This window comes from Nonomuraea zeae (genome assembly GCF_005889725.1).
Taxonomy (GTDB): Bacteria; Actinomycetota; Actinomycetes; order Streptosporangiales; family Streptosporangiaceae; genus Nonomuraea; species Nonomuraea zeae.
Genome location: NZ_VCKX01000012.1, coordinates 77,945 through 94,306, shown reverse-complemented (window position 1 = coordinate 94,306; position 16,362 = coordinate 77,945). Strand labels below are relative to the sequence as shown.

Annotated in this window: 18 protein-coding genes; 6 read left to right on the top strand and 12 right to left on the bottom strand. The window is 71.9% G+C overall.

Annotated features, from left to right (window positions below; genetic code table 11):
* Positions 1 to 56 precede the first annotated feature (56 nt).
* Both ETD85_RS06310 and ETD85_RS06305 read left to right on the top strand, forming a co-directional pair.
* Positions 57 to 605, top strand: a complete 549-nt coding sequence (locus tag ETD85_RS06310; protein WP_206058125.1) for a hypothetical protein — start codon at positions 57 to 59, stop codon at positions 603 to 605.
* Between the two features lie 144 nt (positions 606 to 749).
* A complete protein-coding gene (locus ETD85_RS06305) occupies positions 750 to 1,622 on the top strand; it encodes an LLM class F420-dependent oxidoreductase (protein ID WP_170246527.1) in 873 nt (290 codons plus the stop codon).
* 84 nt (positions 1,623 to 1,706) lie between these two features.
* Here ETD85_RS06305 and ETD85_RS06300 read toward each other — a convergent pair whose 3' ends face one another.
* From ETD85_RS06300 to ETD85_RS06290, 3 genes are all read right to left on the bottom strand, one after another.
* A complete protein-coding gene (locus ETD85_RS06300) occupies positions 1,707 to 2,054 on the bottom strand; it encodes a hypothetical protein (protein ID WP_138688651.1) in 348 nt (115 codons plus the stop codon).
* Positions 2,055 to 2,344: 290 nt separating this feature from the next.
* Positions 2,345 to 4,390, bottom strand: a complete 2,046-nt coding sequence (locus ETD85_RS06295; protein ID WP_138688650.1) for a sensor histidine kinase — start codon at positions 4,388 to 4,390, stop codon at positions 2,345 to 2,347.
* Positions 4,391 to 4,501: 111 nt separating this feature from the next.
* Entirely contained in the window at positions 4,502 to 5,398 is an 897-nt protein-coding gene (locus ETD85_RS06290) for an MBL fold metallo-hydrolase (protein WP_138688649.1), read from the bottom strand.
* Between the two features lie 48 nt (positions 5,399 to 5,446).
* On the opposite strand from ETD85_RS06290, the gene ETD85_RS06285 reads away from it, so the two are divergent.
* Together ETD85_RS06285 and ETD85_RS06280 are read left to right on the top strand one after the other, a co-directional pair.
* Positions 5,447 to 5,848, top strand: a complete 402-nt coding sequence (locus ETD85_RS06285) for a winged helix-turn-helix transcriptional regulator (RefSeq protein WP_138688648.1) — start codon at positions 5,447 to 5,449, stop codon at positions 5,846 to 5,848.
* A 19-nt stretch (positions 5,849 to 5,867) separates the two neighbouring features.
* A complete protein-coding gene (locus ETD85_RS06280; RefSeq protein ID WP_138688647.1) occupies positions 5,868 to 6,524 on the top strand; it encodes an alpha/beta fold hydrolase in 657 nt (218 codons plus the stop codon).
* A gap of 13 nt (positions 6,525 to 6,537) precedes the next feature.
* Here ETD85_RS06280 and ETD85_RS64495 read toward each other — a convergent pair whose 3' ends face one another.
* A complete protein-coding gene (locus ETD85_RS64495; protein ID WP_206058127.1) occupies positions 6,538 to 6,678 on the bottom strand; it encodes a hypothetical protein in 141 nt (46 codons plus the stop codon).
* Positions 6,679 to 6,975: 297 nt separating this feature from the next.
* On the opposite strand from ETD85_RS64495, the gene ETD85_RS06270 reads away from it, so the two are divergent.
* Entirely contained in the window at positions 6,976 to 8,082 is a 1,107-nt protein-coding gene (locus ETD85_RS06270; RefSeq protein ID WP_138688646.1) for a glycoside hydrolase family 53 protein, read from the top strand.
* Here ETD85_RS06270 and glsA read toward each other — a convergent pair.
* Both glsA and ETD85_RS06260 read right to left on the bottom strand, forming a co-directional pair.
* Positions 8,079 to 9,050, bottom strand: a complete 972-nt coding sequence (glsA, locus tag ETD85_RS06265) for a glutaminase A (RefSeq protein ID WP_138688645.1) — start codon at positions 9,048 to 9,050, stop codon at positions 8,079 to 8,081. The genes ETD85_RS06270 and glsA overlap by 4 nt on opposite strands.
* The gene (locus ETD85_RS06260) at positions 9,047 to 9,949 is read right to left on the bottom strand and encodes a polysaccharide deacetylase family protein (RefSeq protein WP_138688644.1); all 903 of its coding nucleotides are present in this window, start codon (positions 9,947 to 9,949) and stop codon (positions 9,047 to 9,049) included. Before ETD85_RS06260 ends, glsA begins: the two co-directional genes overlap by 4 nt.
* 192 nt (positions 9,950 to 10,141) lie before the next feature.
* Between ETD85_RS06260 and ETD85_RS06255 the strand changes: the two genes are divergently transcribed.
* Positions 10,142 to 10,465: a sensory rhodopsin transducer gene (locus ETD85_RS06255; protein ID WP_138688643.1), complete on the top strand. Its 324-nt coding sequence runs from the start codon at positions 10,142 to 10,144 to the stop codon at positions 10,463 to 10,465.
* A 61-nt stretch (positions 10,466 to 10,526) separates the two neighbouring features.
* Here ETD85_RS06255 and ETD85_RS06250 read toward each other — a convergent pair whose 3' ends face one another.
* The 6 genes from ETD85_RS06250 to ETD85_RS06225 are packed head-to-tail and all read right to left on the bottom strand — an operon-like array spanning position 10,527 to position 16,357.
* Positions 10,527 to 11,456 carry an ABC transporter substrate-binding protein gene (locus ETD85_RS06250; protein ID WP_138688642.1) on the bottom strand — a complete coding sequence of 310 codons (930 nt, stop codon included), beginning with the start codon at positions 11,454 to 11,456 and terminating at the stop codon, positions 10,527 to 10,529.
* Complete coding sequence (locus ETD85_RS06245; protein WP_138688641.1) at positions 11,456 to 12,628, bottom strand: LLM class flavin-dependent oxidoreductase; 1,173 nt, start codon at positions 12,626 to 12,628, stop codon at positions 11,456 to 11,458. Before ETD85_RS06245 ends, ETD85_RS06250 begins: the two co-directional genes overlap by 1 nt.
* A complete protein-coding gene (locus ETD85_RS06240) occupies positions 12,618 to 13,673 on the bottom strand; it encodes an LLM class flavin-dependent oxidoreductase (RefSeq protein ID WP_138688640.1) in 1,056 nt (351 codons plus the stop codon). The genes ETD85_RS06245 and ETD85_RS06240 overlap by 11 nt, the downstream gene beginning before the upstream one ends.
* Positions 13,673 to 14,749, bottom strand: coding sequence for an ABC transporter substrate-binding protein (locus ETD85_RS06235; protein WP_138688639.1), 1,077 nt, complete (start codon positions 14,747 to 14,749; stop codon positions 13,673 to 13,675). The genes ETD85_RS06240 and ETD85_RS06235 overlap by 1 nt, the downstream gene beginning before the upstream one ends.
* Before the next feature lie 7 nt (positions 14,750 to 14,756).
* Positions 14,757 to 15,500, bottom strand: a complete 744-nt coding sequence (locus ETD85_RS06230) for an ABC transporter ATP-binding protein (RefSeq protein WP_138688638.1) — start codon at positions 15,498 to 15,500, stop codon at positions 14,757 to 14,759.
* Entirely contained in the window at positions 15,497 to 16,357 is an 861-nt protein-coding gene (locus ETD85_RS06225; protein WP_138688637.1) for an ABC transporter permease, read from the bottom strand. Before ETD85_RS06225 ends, ETD85_RS06230 begins: the two co-directional genes overlap by 4 nt.
* Between the last annotated feature and the right edge of the window lie 5 nt (positions 16,358 to 16,362).

Sequence of the window (16,362 nt, the reverse complement as noted above, 5' to 3'; positions counted from 1 at the left end):
TTTTTTTTTTTTTTTTTTTCAAGCAAAAGACGGCATACGATATGTCTTAGGGTCTCGTGGGCTCGGAGATGTGTATAAGAGTTTGCGAGTCGATCCGGGCGTGCCCGAACGGCACCGTCACGTTCGTCCTCGACCGCCTCGCCGAGGGCGACTCGTTGCCTGCGGCGATCCGGGAGGCGCAGCGCCGGGGAATCGCCGAGGCGGATCCCTCCTCCGACCTGTCCGGTGCGGACGCCGCGACGAAGGTGCGGCTGCTGGCGGCGCTGACCTGGGGATGGGATCCGGCGTCGGTCGAGGTGCGGGCGCAGGCGGTGGGCGCGGACGCCGCCGGCGCGGCGCTCGGCGCGCGCTCCCGGGGGCGCCGCCTGCGGGCCGTGGCGAGCGCGCACGCCGATCGGCCTCTCCTCGTCCACGTCCGGCTGGAGGAGGCGGAGCCGGGCGACCCCCTGCACGCGCTCGCCGGGCCGGAGAAGGCCGTGGTGTTCGGCTGCCCGGACGCGGGCGACGTGATCGTGAGCGGGGGACGTTCGAGCCCGCTGGGGGCGGCGCTCGCGCTGGTCAAGGACACCATCGAGGTCACGGCTCCCCGGTCCGGCTTCTTCTAGCGGCGGCGCGCGCGGAGCTGCCGGTCGTGCGTACGGCCGGCGGCCCGACGCCCTCCGGCGGCGGACCCGGAGTGACGCGCCCGGGCGACTATGCCGCCGAACCGCCGCCGCGTAGCCTGGCAGCGTCCAAGAAGGGCGGTAGTCATGAATCTGGGGCTCATCGCGCTGTTCGACGGACAGCCAGGGAGCACGCTGGAGGACGCCGGGCGGACGGCGAAGCACCTGGAGGAGCTCGGCTTCCACAGCCTCTGGCATCCCGAGCACGTGGTGCTCTTCGCGGAGTACGCCCCTAACTACCCCTACAGCCCCGACGGAGTCCCGCAGCTTCCGCCCGGAAAGGGATGGTACGACCCGCTGCTCGTCCTCGCGGCGGCCGCGGCGACGACGACCCGGATCCGGCTGGGGACCAGCATCCTCATCCTCCCCGAGCGGAACCCGCTGGTCCTGGCGAAGCAGGTGGCGACCCTCGACCACCTGTGCGGCGGACGGCTGGACCTGGGGATCGGCATCGGCTGGTCCCCGGAGGAGTTCAGGGCGCTCGGCATCCCGTTCGAGCGCAGGGGAGCACGGGCCGATGACTACCTCGCGGCGATGAACCGCCTCTGGCAGGACGACCCCGCCACCCACGAGGGCGAATTCGTCTCCTTCCGCGACGTGCTGTCATGGCCCAAGCCTGTGCAGCAGCCGCGCCCGCCGGTCATCGTCGGCGGCCAGAGCCTCGGCGCGCTGCGTCGCGCGGCCCGGCACGGGGACGGCTGGATCAGCTGGATGCTCCCGGTGGAGGAGGTCGGCTCCACGACGGACCGGCTGCGGGACGAGTGCGCCGCCGCAGGTCGTGATCCGGCGGAGCTGAGATACGTCTACGGCATCCCGTACACCACGCCCAAGGCGTTCCAGGCGTACGCGGAGGCGGTCCGGCAGGCCGGCGCCGACGAGATCGCGGTGCTGCCGTGGGTGCCGGACCGGGAGCTGCGGGACGTCCTCGACGAGATCGCGAAACTGGCCGGTCTCGTGTGACCCCGGTGCGGGTCCCTCCGGACCTTCCGGCGGAGCAGGCTTGGCAGCCGCCGGAAGGTCCTCTTGCCTGTCAGCCTCGAACCCCTACACCACGCACGTGGCGCTGGAGAGCACCTGGATGCCGGCGATCGCGACGTTCTGCGGATAGGTGACCGTGCTGCCAGGCCTGATGCAGCCGACGCTGACCCCTTCGGCCGGCTGCAGCCGTACCGCGTACGGGCTCCAGTTGTACGCACCCGAGACGGTCGCCTTCACCGCCGTGTAGCCAGGTGTCCCCGGAACGCAGATCTGGTGCGAAGGGGAGACCACGGTCACACAGACGTTGCCGGCGGACGCGGAGGAAGAAGACGCGAGCGCGGCGGACGCCGATCCGATCGTCAGCAACAGTGCCGCGGCGATCCCACCGACGAAGCCTTTGGCGGTCAGAGACATCTTTACCCCTTTCATTGGATTTCCGGAGAGGCGGGCAGATCTCATGTGGTGAGAGCCCGCCCTCCGTGCGATGCCGGTCATAACTATCTGCCGGCGCGACACCTGCGAACAGGTCAGCAATCGGGCATTTGCCGGGCTTTACGGCCCGGGTGGCGGGCCGGCGGCGATCGTGGACGTGCCGCCCGCAGGCGCCGCACCGCCGCGCCGCGGTCGTCTTCGCTGACCGGCGACGGAAGGCCCTTCCGGCAGGGAGGTCCCGGCAGCGCTGTTCCTGAGCGGCGGTCCGCCCGTCACGATTGATCAGCCGTCCGGTGACGGAGTGCCGGTGGCGCGCCGGTCCGGGGGAGGGGGAGCCTGACCTCCACCGTGGTGCCCGCCCCGGGCTCGCCGGTGATGAGGCAGATCCCGCCGAGCTCGGCCGTACGCTCGCGCATGGAGGCCAGGCCGACACCCGGGCGGCGCTCCGGCGGCAGGCCCACGCCGTCGTCGGTGATCAGCAGGCGCAGCGCTCCGGGCTCGCGGCGCAGCTCGATCCGGGCGCGGGTGGCCCGCGCGTGGCGGTGGACGTTGGTCAGCGCCTCCTGCGCGATCCGGTAGGCGGCCACCTCGACGGCGGCGGGCAGGTCGGCCAGGTCGCCCTCGGCGCTCACCTCCGTATCAGGGCCGACCGGCCCGGCCAGCTCCTTTATGGCGGCGGCCAGGCCCAGATCGTCCAGGGCCGGTGGGCGCAGGCCGTACACGAGCTGCCGGATGTCGGCCGTGACCGCGTCCAGGCCGGTACGTAACTCGCGCAGCAGCCCGTCCGCCGCGTCCGGGGAGACCTTCAGGTTGAGCCGGGCCATGTTGACGGTCATGGCCATCGCGGTGAGCGTCTGGCCCAGGCCGTCGTGCAGGTCGCGGCGCAGCCGCCGCCGCTCCTCCTCCCGGGCGGTCAGGATGCGCCCCCGGGAGTGCTGCAAATCGGCCGTCATCCGCAGCGCGTGCGCCACGTCGGCCGCGTACGGGACCAGCGTGGCCAGCACCCGCTCGTCGTGCGCGGCGGGGAAGCGGCGCGGGGTGGGCGGGCCGACCAGCAGCCGCCCCACCTGCTCGCCGTGCCAGACCAGCGGCACCTCGCGCGGGGAGTCGCCGACCTGCCCGCTGACCGTGCTCGCCACGCCGGCCTGGCGCCCCGGCTCGCCGCCGGGCACCTCCACCGCGACCCCCTGCACCGCCAGGCCCTCGCGCAGCACGCCGATCACCGCCGCCAGCGCCTGCGCCGGATCTCCCCGGCGCACCTCCTGGACCAGCCGCTCGGCGAGCACGTCCGGGTCGCCGACCGGGCCGTAGAGCAGGCGGTCGATGGCACGTTGCAGCATCCGGCGCAACGGCTGGAAGAACGCGCCCGTGAACAGGGCGGCGGCGAGCCCGGCGATCTGGTCGAACCCGGACACCAGCAGGCTCGACAGCGCGGCCACGCCGAAGTAGACCCCGCCGACCACGGCCACCAGCCCCGCGGCGACGAAGGCCCGGCTGATGATGGTGTCGATGCCGTACAGCCGGTAGCGCATCACCGAGAACAGCAGCGCGACGGGGATGAGCGTGGCCCATACGATCTGCAGCCAGTCCAGCTCCGGCACGGCGATGCCCACGAGCATGCACACGATGTATCCGGCGAAGGCCAGCAGCGGCCAGCCGATCTGGCGCCGGCCCACGGGGTCCGCCCGGCGGAAGCGCAGCAGAATGGACAGCGCCGCCAGCGGTATCGTCACCAGGATCGCCGTCCAGGTCAGCACCCCCAGCAACGGGTAGTACGGCGCCAGGGAGGGGAGCTGCAGCGGGTTGTGGATGACGACGGGCAACAGGTAGCCCTGGAGGGGTGGATCCGGGCGGACGAACTGGCGCGCGGTCTCGGCGCCGATGGACACCACGCCGAGCAGCACCACCGCCCGCCAGCGCCGCGAGGGCAACCTGCCGTCGGGGGAGTACAGCGGTAGCAACATCTCCAGCATGAGCCCGGACACCGCCCAGCCGAGCTGCGCCGAGAGTCTGAGCACCCCCGCCGACGCGATGTCCCCGTGCGCCGCGGAAGCCAGCATCATCGACTGGCAGAAGTCGTTGACGGCGCCGCCGAGCCCGCCCACGCACATCAGCCACGCCAGCCCGAGCCGGGGCCGGTGCATGATGAGGTACGCGCCGATGGCGGGAAAGGTCATCCCCGCCGCGGTCAGCGGCGAGACCGTCCCCGGTATCCGCCACTCCGCCGGAAGGTCCGCGAAGATCAGCCTCGCCGCGACCACGAGCGCAGGAGACACCACGGCCATGGTGAGGGCGACCGCCCGGGCTGCCCACGCCATCCCGTCCCCGCTTTCCGGTTCCCGTTCCTGCCGCCCGACCCTAGCGTGCTCGCGGAACGGCACGAGCCGATTCGCCGGCCGGTCCCGGGCCCGATCCCACCGGGGCGGTTGTCAGCGGGTGGCAGGTTCTTCGGCGAAGCCCGCCCAGCGCCGCGGTGCGAAGCCCCGGCCGTCGCGTTCGATCTCCACGGCGCGGGCGCCGCCGAAGTGCGCGGGGATCACCAGCGCGTGGTGGTCGGCGGCCCACTGCAACACCCTGCGCCGGGTCCGCGCCGCCTCGGCGGGGTCGTGGCAGAAGCAACTGGACAGGTCAGGTGACAGGAGCTGGACGGGCGCGTGCAGCAGATCACCGACGAAGACCGCCCGGTCGCCGCCCGACGCGAGCGTCAGCACCGCGTGTCCCGGGGTGTGCCCGGGCGCGAGAGCGAGCTCCAGGTTCTCGTCGATGGTGTGCGCGTCCTCCCAGACGAGCGCCTGTCCCGAGCGCAGGATCGGCTCGATCGACTCGGCGTGGACGATGGCGCTGCGACCAGGCTCCTCGGTCAGCACGCTGGGATGAAAGAAGTCCAGATCGGCCCGGGAGAACAGGTACCGGGCGTTGGGGAAGGCCGGGACCCGTTCGCCGCCTCCATCGAGATGCGTGTTTCCGCCCACATGGTCGGCGTGCAGGTGGGTGCAGACGACGAGGTCCACGCCGGCCGGGGTCACGCCGGCCGCGGCCAGCGCGGCCGGGAGCGGGGCGCCGGCCGGAACCCCGGGGCGGGCGGTGCCGGCGGCCAGGCCGGTGTCGATGAGGATGGTACGGCCTCGGCTGCGCAGCAGCCATGACTGCACCGCCACCCGCACCCGGCCGGCCTCGGCGTCCCAGTGCGCCGGGCTGAGCCAGGACCTGTTCGCCTCCCACAGGTCCGGATCGCCGCCGGGGAAGAACTCCGCCGGGGAGAGGGGCTGGTTGTGGAAGTGCGGGACCATCGTCACCGAGACGTCGCCCAACTCGATCGTGTGCATATTCTGATCCTCGACCGTCCGCTCCCACGGCGAAAAGAAGGCACATTCTTGTCCACTGACCCTGTCGAGGCCCCTGCGGGCGCGGTCGTCACGATCGCGACGTACGAGAGCTGCCCGGTCACGGGCGTGCTCCGCCACATCGGCGACAAATGGAGCCCTGCGGTCATCCGCCTGCTGGCCGAGCGCGGCTACGGCTTCAACGAGCTGGACCGCTCGATCGAGGGCATCAGCCGGCGCATGCTGACCCGCACCCTGCGAGCCCTGGAAGAGGCGGGTTTCGTCAGCCGCACGACGACCGGCCCGCCGCCCGCGCGCGTGGGGTACGCGCTGACCGAGCTGGGGCACTCCCTCCGGGAGCAGCTGCACACGCTCGGGCTATGGGCGGAGGCGCACAAGTCCGACCTGAGGTTTGACCTTGACCTCGGGTCAGGGTGCACGTTGAACGAGTGACCGACTCCACTGGACCGGCATGGTGCCGGTCGACGACACCGCGCCGGCCGTGACCGACACAGGTGGGCCCGGCCGTCCCGCGGTCTACCTCAACGGCCAGTTCGCCGACCAGACGTACTGGCGGCGCGTCATCGCCGAGGCCGCTTCGTTCGAGGCGCACGTCGGTGACGTCGACGCCGCCCTCGCGGCCAGGGGCGTGGACCGGCCGCTTCTGGTCGGCTGGTCCTACGGCGCGCCGGTCGCGCTGCACTGGGCCGGCCGGAATCCGGGCCGCGTCCTGGGGATGGTGTCCGTGGACGGCGCCTACCCGTGGGGGTGGACCGACACCGTCACCCCCGAACGGATCAGGGGGCTGTTCCGCCGGTGGGGCTGGCTGTTCCCGGTGCTGCGTCCACTGCACTTGTGCGCGAACATGTCCGTCGAGCAGCATGCCCAGAGCAACATCGAGCTCGTCGAGATCTGCGCCACCCTCGACCCGGTGCTCGCCCGCAACCCGAACATCAAGGTGAGTGCGAAGGTTGCCAGCAACCACAGCAAGATCGTGCGCAAGGACTTCCGCGCGGTCGCGGACGCGGTTCGCGAGCTCGCCGGCACGGCACGAGCACGGGGCCGGCTGAGCCGATGGCGGACGGCGTCACGATCGGCCAGGCGGCGGCATTCGCCGGCGTCACGGTGAAGGCCGTGCGGCACTACCACCGCCACGGGCTGATCGGCGCTACGGATCGGCCGACCTGCTGCGCCGGCTCGCCACCGGCGACCGGGCCCTGCTGCCCGACCGCGTTCTCGCCAAGCTGGACAAGGTGGCCGCCGAACTCGGCTTCACCCAGCACGGAGAAGAGCAGAAGCCGGCCTGGATCCGGTTGAGGGCGTTGGTCGAGGCGAGACTGCGTTCGGCCGGCATCGACCTCGCGTAGCTCCCCCGGGGCGGGCCGGCGCGGCTCACAGGTGCCGTGGCAGCCCGGTGAAATGACCTCTTCACGGGCGGGCGATTCTTTCCTATTGTCGTGCGCAAGACTTCTGTGAACGTGCACAGAAAGTATATGTCCTTTTTTGTATCTAAAAGGGCATCCTTGTCAGGCAATTCCGGTTTCCCGCTGTCCGTGAACGTGCACAGAAAGAGGCCCGCCATGCTCGGACACCGTTTATGCAGGCTCCTCCTCGCACTCGCCACGCTGCTCGCCGCCATGGCGCTGAACCCCGCCCCCGCCGCGGCCGCCATCACCATGCGCGGCGCCGACGTCTCCTCCGTCCAGCGCAGCCTCGACCTGGGCGCCCGCTACTACAACGCGGCGGGTACGGCCGCCGACCCGCTGGACATCCTCACCGGCGCCGGCGTCAACTACGTCCGGCTCCGCATCTGGAACAACCCGGCCAGCGGCTACAACAACAAGGCGAAGGTCCTCGCCTACGCCAAGCAGGTCAAAGCCAGAGGGCTCGGCCTGATGATCGACTTCCACTACTCCGACACCTGGGCCGACCCCGGCAAACAGTTCAAGCCGGCCGCCTGGGCGAGTCACGGCATCGCCCAGCTCCAGACCGACGTCTACAACTACACCTACGACGTCTGCACCAGCCTCAAGGCCCAGGGCACCACCCCCGACAGCGTGCAGATCGGCAACGAGATCAACGTCGGCATGCTCTGGAACGACGGCAAGGTCGTCAACAACGACTTCACCAACCTCAGCCTGCTGCTCAAGGCCGGCTACAACGCCACCAAGGCCTGCAACAGCGGTACCCAGGTGATCATCCACACCGCCAACGCCGACAGCCTCGCCAACGCCCGCTGGTTCTACGACGGCATCCGCGCCAAGGGCGTGCCGTGGGACCTCACCGCCCTGTCGTACTACTGCATGTGGCACGGCTCCCTGACCACCCTCTACAACGTCATCAGCGACGTCCGCACCCGCTACGGCAAGCCGGTCATCGTGGCCGAGACCGCCTACCCGTTCACCTCCGCCAACGCCGACAGCGAGGCCAACGTCATCGGCGGCTCGACCCCCTGCTCCGGTTACCCCGCCACCTGGGCCGGCCAGGCCACCAACTTCACCCACGTCCAGAACACCGCCCGCAACGCCGGCGCGATCGGCGTCTTCTACTGGGAGCCCACCTGGTACGCCATCCAGGGCAACGGCTGGGACCCGGCCAACATCAACGGGACCGGCAACCAGTGGGACAACATGGCGGTCTTCAACTGGACCGGCGGCATCAACCCCAGCATCAGGTGGACCCCCTAGACGGCACCCGATGGGTGGTGCGAGCCCGCCTCCGGAGGGCGCCGAGCACTGAGCAGGTGGAGATCGAGGCGGTCGGCCAGCCGCGCGCAGGCGGCCATCGCCCGCACGCTGTTGCCTCGCTCGTCCACCGGCGGGCTGTAGGCCGCGATGCCGATGCGCCCCGGCAACGCGGCCGCCACACAGCCGGCCACGCCGCTCTTCGCCGGCAGGCCCGAGCGCACCAGCCAGCTCCCCGACGCGTCGTACATGCCGCAGGTCGTCATCACCGCCAGCACGGTACGGGCGACGTCTGCGCCGACCACCCGCTCGCCGGTACGCGGGTTCACGCCCCCGCAGGCCAGGGTCGCCGCCATCACGGCCAGGTCGCCCACGGTCACGAGGGTCGCGCACTGCGTGAAGTAGCGGTCCACGGTCTCGGCCGGGTCGCCCGCCAGGCAGCCGCTGCCGTGCGCCAGGTAGGCCAGGGCCTTGTTGCGGTCGCCGGCGAGCCGCTGGCTGTCGAGGACGGCGGCGGACACGTCCAGCGGGCGGCCGGCGAAGCGGCTCAGGCACTCCAGCACCCGGTCCCGGCGCTCGCCGAAGGTCCGGCCGCCGATCAGGGAGGCCGTCACGATGGCGCCCATGTTCGTCATCGGGTTGTACGGGACGCCCGACCCGTCGATCGTGGCCGTCGCGTCGAAGCGGGCCCCGCTGGGCTCGGCGCCCACGTGCTCGTGCACCTTGGCGAAGCCGTGCTCGGCGAGCGCCAGGGCGTAGGTGAACGGTTTGGCCGCCGACATCAGCGCGAACGGGACGTCCCGGTCGCCGACGGCCGCCACGTCACCGTCCGGGGTGGCCACCGCCAGCGCGAGCAGGCTCGGGTCGGTGGCCGCCAGCGCGGGGACGTAGGAGGCGACCCGGCCGCCGTCCACCTCGGCCGCCTCGGCGAGCACGCCGGTCAGGAGCTCCCGCCACTGCAGGGGGCTCACCGCATGTCCGCCGGACGCTCTCCGCCGTCGAAGGGGAAGCGGGCGCGGAAGTCGTCCTCGGCCTCGGCCAGCGACATGAACCTGACGCCCTCGTGCCCGCGCAGGTAGGCGATCAGCCGCTCCAGCATCAGCAGCACCTGCGGCCGGCCGCTGACGTCGGGGTGCAGCGTGATGGGGAAGACCGCGTAGTCGAGCTCGCGGTGGACCCAGTCGAACTGGTCGCGCCACTGCTGTTCGAGATCGCGCGGATTGACGAAGCCGTGGCTGTTCGGCGAGCTCTTGATGAACATCATCGGCGGCAGGTCGTCGAGATACCAGCTGGCGGAGAACTCCACGAGGTTCGCCTCCCGGCCGTGGACCAGCGGCTTCATCCAGGTCGACGCGTCCTTGTCGTAGTCGATGCGGGTCCATTCCTCGCCGCTGCGGGCGTAGAAGGGCTGGAAGTCGCGGTAGGACTGCGAATGGTCGTAGGTGAAGCCGTAGCGCAGCAGCAGGTCGATGGTCCGTGCGGACATCTCCCACCAGGGGGCGACGTAGCCGCGCGGCCGGACGCCGAGCACCTCGTCCAGGACCTCCAGGCTGCGGGCCAGCACGTCCTCCTCCTGCTGGGCGGACATGGAGACCGGGTTCTCGTGCATGTAGCCGTGCGCGCCGACGTCGTGCCCGGCCTCGACGATCTGGCGCATCTGCTCGGGGAACGACTCCGCCGAGTGGCCGGGCACGAACCAGCTCGTCCTGATGTCCTCGCGCTCGAACAGCCGCAGCAGCCGCGGGGTTCCGACCTCGGCGGCGAAGACGCCTCGCTGGATGTCGTTGGGCGAATCCTGGCCGCCGTACGAGCCGATCCAGCCGGCCACGGCGTCCACGTCTATGCCCAGGCACACGTTGATGGCTTTCATGCCACAGGGACTACCCGTGGCGGCACCACCTGCGGGTATAGCGCAGGTCACCACATGACGTGAGCGCGGGCCGCCACCCCGCCCGGTCACAGGGCCGAGCGGCCGCGATCCACCCGTGAGCCTGACTTCGCGATAGATCCCGGTTTGTCGGGGTAGCGGGAGGACTGGCGCAGAAGCAGACGGGAGTCGCGAATGAGCACCATGGTGGGGAACTGGAAGATGGCGATCACCGACGGGTGCCGGGCCGGCGACCGGCTCGGCCTGTTCAATCTCGGCTCCGGCACCGCCCACGTCGAGCTGACGTTCTGCGCGGAGGGAAGTCAGCCGCTGGGGCCGTTCCGCCTGACCATCCCCCCGCAGCGCACGCAGTCACCGGCCCTGGAGGACCTGGCCGGCTCCGACCTCCGGTCCCCTAGCCTGCCGTACTCCGTCGTGGTGGTGTCGGACACGCCGGTGCTCGTACAGCCCCACCCGGCGGATCAGGACGCGTCGAAGTGGCGGCGGTCGGCGGCCTGACCTTGTGAGCGTGGCGCCGGCCGGCGCCCGGCGGACAAGCCGATCGCCGGGCGCGGTCCCGTCACGGAACCCGGACCGTCTCCACCAGCCGGGCGATCTCGGGGAGCACAGCCTCGGCCACGGTGATCTTCCGGTCGATCAGGCCGCTGGCGTGGAAGAGATCGGCCGCCCGCTGCTGCTCGGCGACGAAGTCGTCGCTGACGGGGTGCAGCCCGAACGGGCGGTGGCGCAGGGCGTGTTCCCAGGCGTCGACGTCCCCGCCCCCGTGGCCGGCGGCGTCGGCGGCGAACAACTCCGCCGCGGCCCGGTAGTTCTGCTGGATCCAGGCGTCGGACTCCTGGAGGGCGGCGACGATGGCGGCGAGCTCTTCCGGGTGCCGCTCGGCGAAGTCGCGGCGGGTGAACCAGAGCGAGCGGTGGCTGAACAGCCCGTCCGTCGCGACGAGCTCCCGGGTCGCGGCCTGCTGCTCGACGCGGGTGAGAGCCGGGTACGAGCCGACCCACGCGTCCACCGCGCGGTCCAGGAACAGCTGGGCGGCGTCCCCGTACGCGTCCACCGGCTCGATGTCCTTCCAGGTCAGCCCTACCCGGTCGAGGGCGAACAGCAGCAGCGTCGTCTGCCAGGAGCCGTGCCCCAGCGCGACCCGCTTGCCCTTGAGGTCCGCCGGCGACTTGATCGGGGAGTCGTCGTGGACGACCAACCGGCCGTTCTCGTGGCGCGAGCCGGAGATCGCGACATAGACGACGTCGTGTCCCTTGCCCTGCGCGGTGACCGGCGGGGTGGAGCCGGTGCCGATGAAGTCGTAGCCGCCGTCGAAAAGGCGGTCACCGTGCACGGTGGGCAGTCCGTCGGCAGGGGAGGGACGCTCACCCTGCGGCAGGCTGCGCAGATCCACCCATTCCACATCGGGCAGGGAGCGTTCCAGGATGCCCCGGTGCCGCAGCACCCAGAGGGAGTTGTTGTTGGGGAAGTAACCGACGCGAACGCTCATCAGATGGATCCCTTCGTTACCGATACGGGGGAAAGCGGGGGGTTCTGGCGGAGGTCGTGGCCGCGGAGCAGCGGAAGCACCTCTTCGCCGACGCGGTACGCCTCTTCGAGATGCGGCACCCCGGCGAGGATGAAAGCGTCGACGCCGAGGCCGATCAGCTCGTCGAGCCGGTCGGCGACCTGCTGGTAGCTGCCGACGAGCCCGAACGCGGGACCGCCGCGGAGCAGGTGGAAGCCGCCCCAGACGTTCGGCGACACCTCCAGCTCCCGGTGGTCGCGCACCGGCCAGGAGACGAACGACTGGCTGCGCAGCCAGCCCACGGAGTCGCCGTCCGCGCTGCGCAGCGCCGCCGGGTCGACGTGTGCCCAGCCGCGCCGGATCTCCTCCCACGCCGCCTGCTCGCTCTCGCGGGCGAGGATGTCGACGCGTACGGCGAACTTCGGCGCGCGCCCGAGCGCGGTGCTGTGCTCGCGCACCTGGGCGAACTTGGCCGCCAGGTCGGGGAAGGGCTCCAGCCACGACAGGTAGTAGTCGGCGTGCCGGCCCGCCGCCTCGATGGCGGCCTTGGACGAGCCGGAGAAGTAGATCTCCGGGAAGGGCTGCCGGGCGAGCGGCTCGGGCAGCCCCGCCCCCTCGACCTGGTAGAAGCGGCCCTGGTAGTCGAAGGGGCCGCCGCTCCACACGCCCTTGAGCACGTCGAGGAACTCCGAGGTGCGGGCGTACCGGTCGTCGTGGTCGACCCGGTCGCCCCACCACAGCTGGGCGGGGCCGCCACCGCCCGAGATGATGTTGTAGACGACCCGGCCGCCGGTCGCCCGCTGCAGGCTCGCCGACATCCGCGCCGCCTGCACCGGATGGAGGAAACCCGGCTGGTAGGCGATCATGAAACGGTAGGTGGAGGTCTCGCGGGCCAGGGCCGCCGCCGTGGCCCACGGATCGTCGGTGAAGGGGAACGACGGCAGCAGGCCGCCGACGAACCCGGAGCTCTCCGAGGCCCTGGCGACGTCGGCCATGTGGTCGAGGTAGGAGTACCCGTCGCGGCGGCCGTCGCGCACCCCCGGGGCGAGGCTGCCCGGCACCACCGGTGCCCACTCTCCCCGGCTGGACACCCGGCGCCGCAGCGACTGCTGGTCACCGTGGGTGCCGATGCGCCAGTAGATGTCAATGGACATGCTCGATCTCCTTCGCGAACAGCGGCAGCAGCCGCTCGCCCAGCCGGTAGGTCTCCTCCAGATGCGGCCGCGACTCCAGCACGAAGGTGGTGACGCCCCGGTCGAGGTAGCCGCGGATGCCGGCCGCGACGGTCGCGTACGAGCCGACCAGGCCGGACGGCCCGGACCCGGCGATGCGGTGGAAACCTGGCCACAACCGGGTACGCGGATCCGGATCCGGCAGGCCGCCGTCGCCGGTGAGCTCCCACAGCCGGCGGGCCTCCGCCCACGCCTCGTCGTCGTCATCCCGGGCCAGGACGGGCAGCCGCAGGCCGTACTCGACGCGACGTCCTTCCCGCGCGGACAGGGCGGCCAGCTCGCCGATGGCGGTCTCGATGTCCTGGTCCGGGGTGAACAGATGCACGTCGGCGTGCCGGGCCGAGAGCGCCAGCGCCTCCGGCGAGGAGCCGGTCAGGTGGACGCGGGGGAACGGCAGGCCCGAGTTCGGCGACTGGAAGCCGCCCGCGAGCACCTGGTAGAAGCGGCCCTCGTAGGTGTAGCCCTCCTCGTGCCACACGCCCTTGGCCACGCTGAGGAACTCTTCGGCCCGCGCGTAACGGTCGGCCCCTTGCAGGAAGTCCCCTTGCGAGCGCGCGACGGCCGGGTCGAGCTCGACGTCGAGCTGCCAGCCGAGCCGGTTGCCGGTGAAGCGCTGGAGGGAGGCCGAGACCTTGGCCGCGTAGACGGGCGTGGCGATCCCGGGGTGGAACCCGGCCACGACCCGCAGGTGACGGCTCTGCCTGAGCAGGCCGGCGGCGACCACCAGCGACTCCTCCCCGGCGGGATCGAACGGCACCAGCGCCCCGCCGATCGCGGCCAGCTCCGCGGCCCGGCCGATCTGGGCGAGGTGGTCGAACGGGCCGGAGGCGCCGGCCCGGAGATCGGTGACGAACGGGGGCAGCGGGCGGTGCCCGCCGGGCTGCCACCCTCCTCGATCCCGCCGCAGCGGGTCCCGCCCGTCGCCCCGGGTCGGCACCGTGACCAGGAAGTCCGGCTGTCCGGCCATCACGCCACCGCCCCTGCGGGCGCAACGCCGTGCTCCGGGTGCGGCCGATCGCTCCGCGCGGCCGCGGCGTCGAGGCGCCGGCGGGCGAGTTCGAGCGGTTCGCGGGCGATCCACGCGTCGAGGTCCACGTCGGCGTCGAGGAAGCCGTGCACCAGCAGGAAGTCCTTCTGGACGTGCAGCAGGTCCAGCCGCTCCGGCGACAGGTCAGGGTGCAGCGAGTGGTGGAAGTCGCCCCGGTAGGCGGTGGCGACGGCGTCCGGCCCGGACCGCGTCTCCCCGGCGAGGATCTCGCGGACCCGCTCCAGGTTGCCCCGCGCCCAGTCGGCCGCGCGCAGCGTCTGGGCCAGGAACCCGACGACCAGCTCGGGATGCTCGTCCAGGAGCCGCTCGTGCACCGTGATCGGCCTGGGGGTGCCGTTGTTCACCCTGGTACGGCGGTCGGAGTGCGCGTCCAGGTCGACGGCCACGACCGCGCCGATCTCCCTGGCCTGCTCCGCGGCTCGCGCCCCCTTGGCGTACACGGCATCGACCTCGCCGCGGGCCAGCTCAGCGATGCCCGGCCAGGAGAACGCCCGGGAGCCGGCGTCCCGGCCGACCGACGGGCGGGACTGCGCCGCCACCTCCACGAACGTGACGTCGTCGAGGGTCAGCCCGCCCTGCGACAGCGCGCCCTTGATCCCGTGCAGGGCCATGGCACGGGGGAAGCTCTTGGCCCGGGTCTCGGCCCACGCGGGCAGCGCGACCCGCGCGCCGGCCAGGTCCGCGGCGCCGCCGATGCCGCTGCCGGCCCGGACCAGGATGGACTGCCACTCCTCGATCCAGGTCAGCCCGATCAGCCGGGTCGGGGCGCCGGCCGACCGGGCCGCCAGCGCGGGCACGTTGCCGCCCTCCCTGAACAGCCCCAGCAGCCGGTGATCGAAGTGGTGCCCGGCCAGCTCCGGTCCCGCGTCCTGAAGGATGCCCACGTCCAGGCCGGCCGCCCGGAACTCCTCGGCCAGCCAGCCCTGGTTGTGGGCCAGGCCGCTGGCAGTGGGGACGGGGCACCGGGTGTACCAGATCTTGTCGATGGATGACATGGAACTCCTACGTCTGCGTCGAAGCGAAATGAGGTGAGTCGGGGACGACGCCCAGATGGCTCAGGAACAGGCGGCGGTGGCCGACGAACGAAGGGCTGTTGCGGTCCCGGGGATGGGGCAGGTCGATCCGCTGGTCCACGGCCAGGGCCCCGTCCCGAAGCACGACGACCCGGTCCGCCAGCCGTACGGCCTCGTCCACGTCGTGCGTGACGAGCACGACCGCCGGGCGGTGCCGCGCGCAGAGCTCCGCGACCAGCTCCTGCATCTGGAGCCGGGTCAGCGCGTCCAGCGCGGCGAACGGCTCGTCGAGCAGGAGCACCTCCGGATCGCGGACCAGGGCTCGGGCGAGGGCCACCCGCTGCGCCTCCCCGCCGGAGAGTGTCGCCGGCCAGGCGCGGTCGTAGCCCTCCAGCCCGACCTCGGCCAGAGCCCGTCGCCCGGAGTCCCGCGCGGCGGGCGGGAGCCCGAGGGTGACGTTGGCGAGCACCCTCCTGGCCGGGATGAGCCGGGGCTCCTGGTAGACCGTGGTGCGGCGGCGGGCCGCCAGCACGGTGCCGGCGTCCGGGACCTCCAGGCCCGCGAGGATGCGGAGGAGCGTGGTCTTCCCGGTGCCGCTCGGGCCGAGCAGGGCGAAGAACTCGCCCCTGCGGATCTCCAGATCGATGCCGGACAGCACGGACTTCGCGCCGAAGGCCTTGTGCAGCCCGGTTATCCGGACGGCGAGGTCCTCGCCGGTCGCCGGGCCGGTCATCGGGCGACCACGTGCCGGCGCCAGGGCATCGCCAGGCGCTCCACCAGCCGGATCGCACCGTCGAAGATCAGCCCGAGACCGGCGTAGATGAGGATGCAGAGCACCATGTAGTCGAGGCGGAAGTACTGCTGCGCCAGCGTGACGAGGTAGCCGATGCCCTCGGTCGCCCCGATCTGCTCGGCGGCGATCAGTCCGGTGAGCGAGACCGACAGGCAGATGCGCAGCGCCATCAGGATGTTGGGCAGGGCGCTCGGGATGACGACGCCGAGCGCCAGCCGGTGACCGCGCAGGCCGAAGCCGCGCGCCGCCTCGACGACCTTGCGGTCGACGTTCCTGACCCCGAGGTAGGTGTAGGCGTACATCGGGACGGCCGCCGACACCGCGATCAGCACGATCTTGAACGTCTCGCCGACCCCGAACCAGGAGATGAACAGCGGGACGAGCGCGAGGAACGGCACGGCCCGCATCATCTGCATGGTCGGATCGACCAGCTCCTCGCCCAGGGCCGAGATCCCGGCGGCGACCCCGAGCAGCAGGCCGATCCCGCCGCCGACGAGCACCCCCAGCCCGGCCCGATGCGCGGAGGCGAGCAGGTAATCGGTGAGCTGGCCGGTCACGGTCAGCTCGCGCAGGGCGTCGAAGACGGAGGACGGCGCGGCCAGCACGTCCGGCGGGATTTGCCCGCTGCCCGACCCGTACCACCAGGCGATGAGCAGCAGCAGGGGGACGCCGGTGCGCACGCCGGCCGACAGCGCCGCAGGGCGGCGCCTGGTGCCGAGATACCGGGGGGCCTCCAGTCCGGAGACCTCGGCCTCGGGCGGAGTGGCCGGGCCCGGCCGTACCTTCTCCATGGTCATGGCCG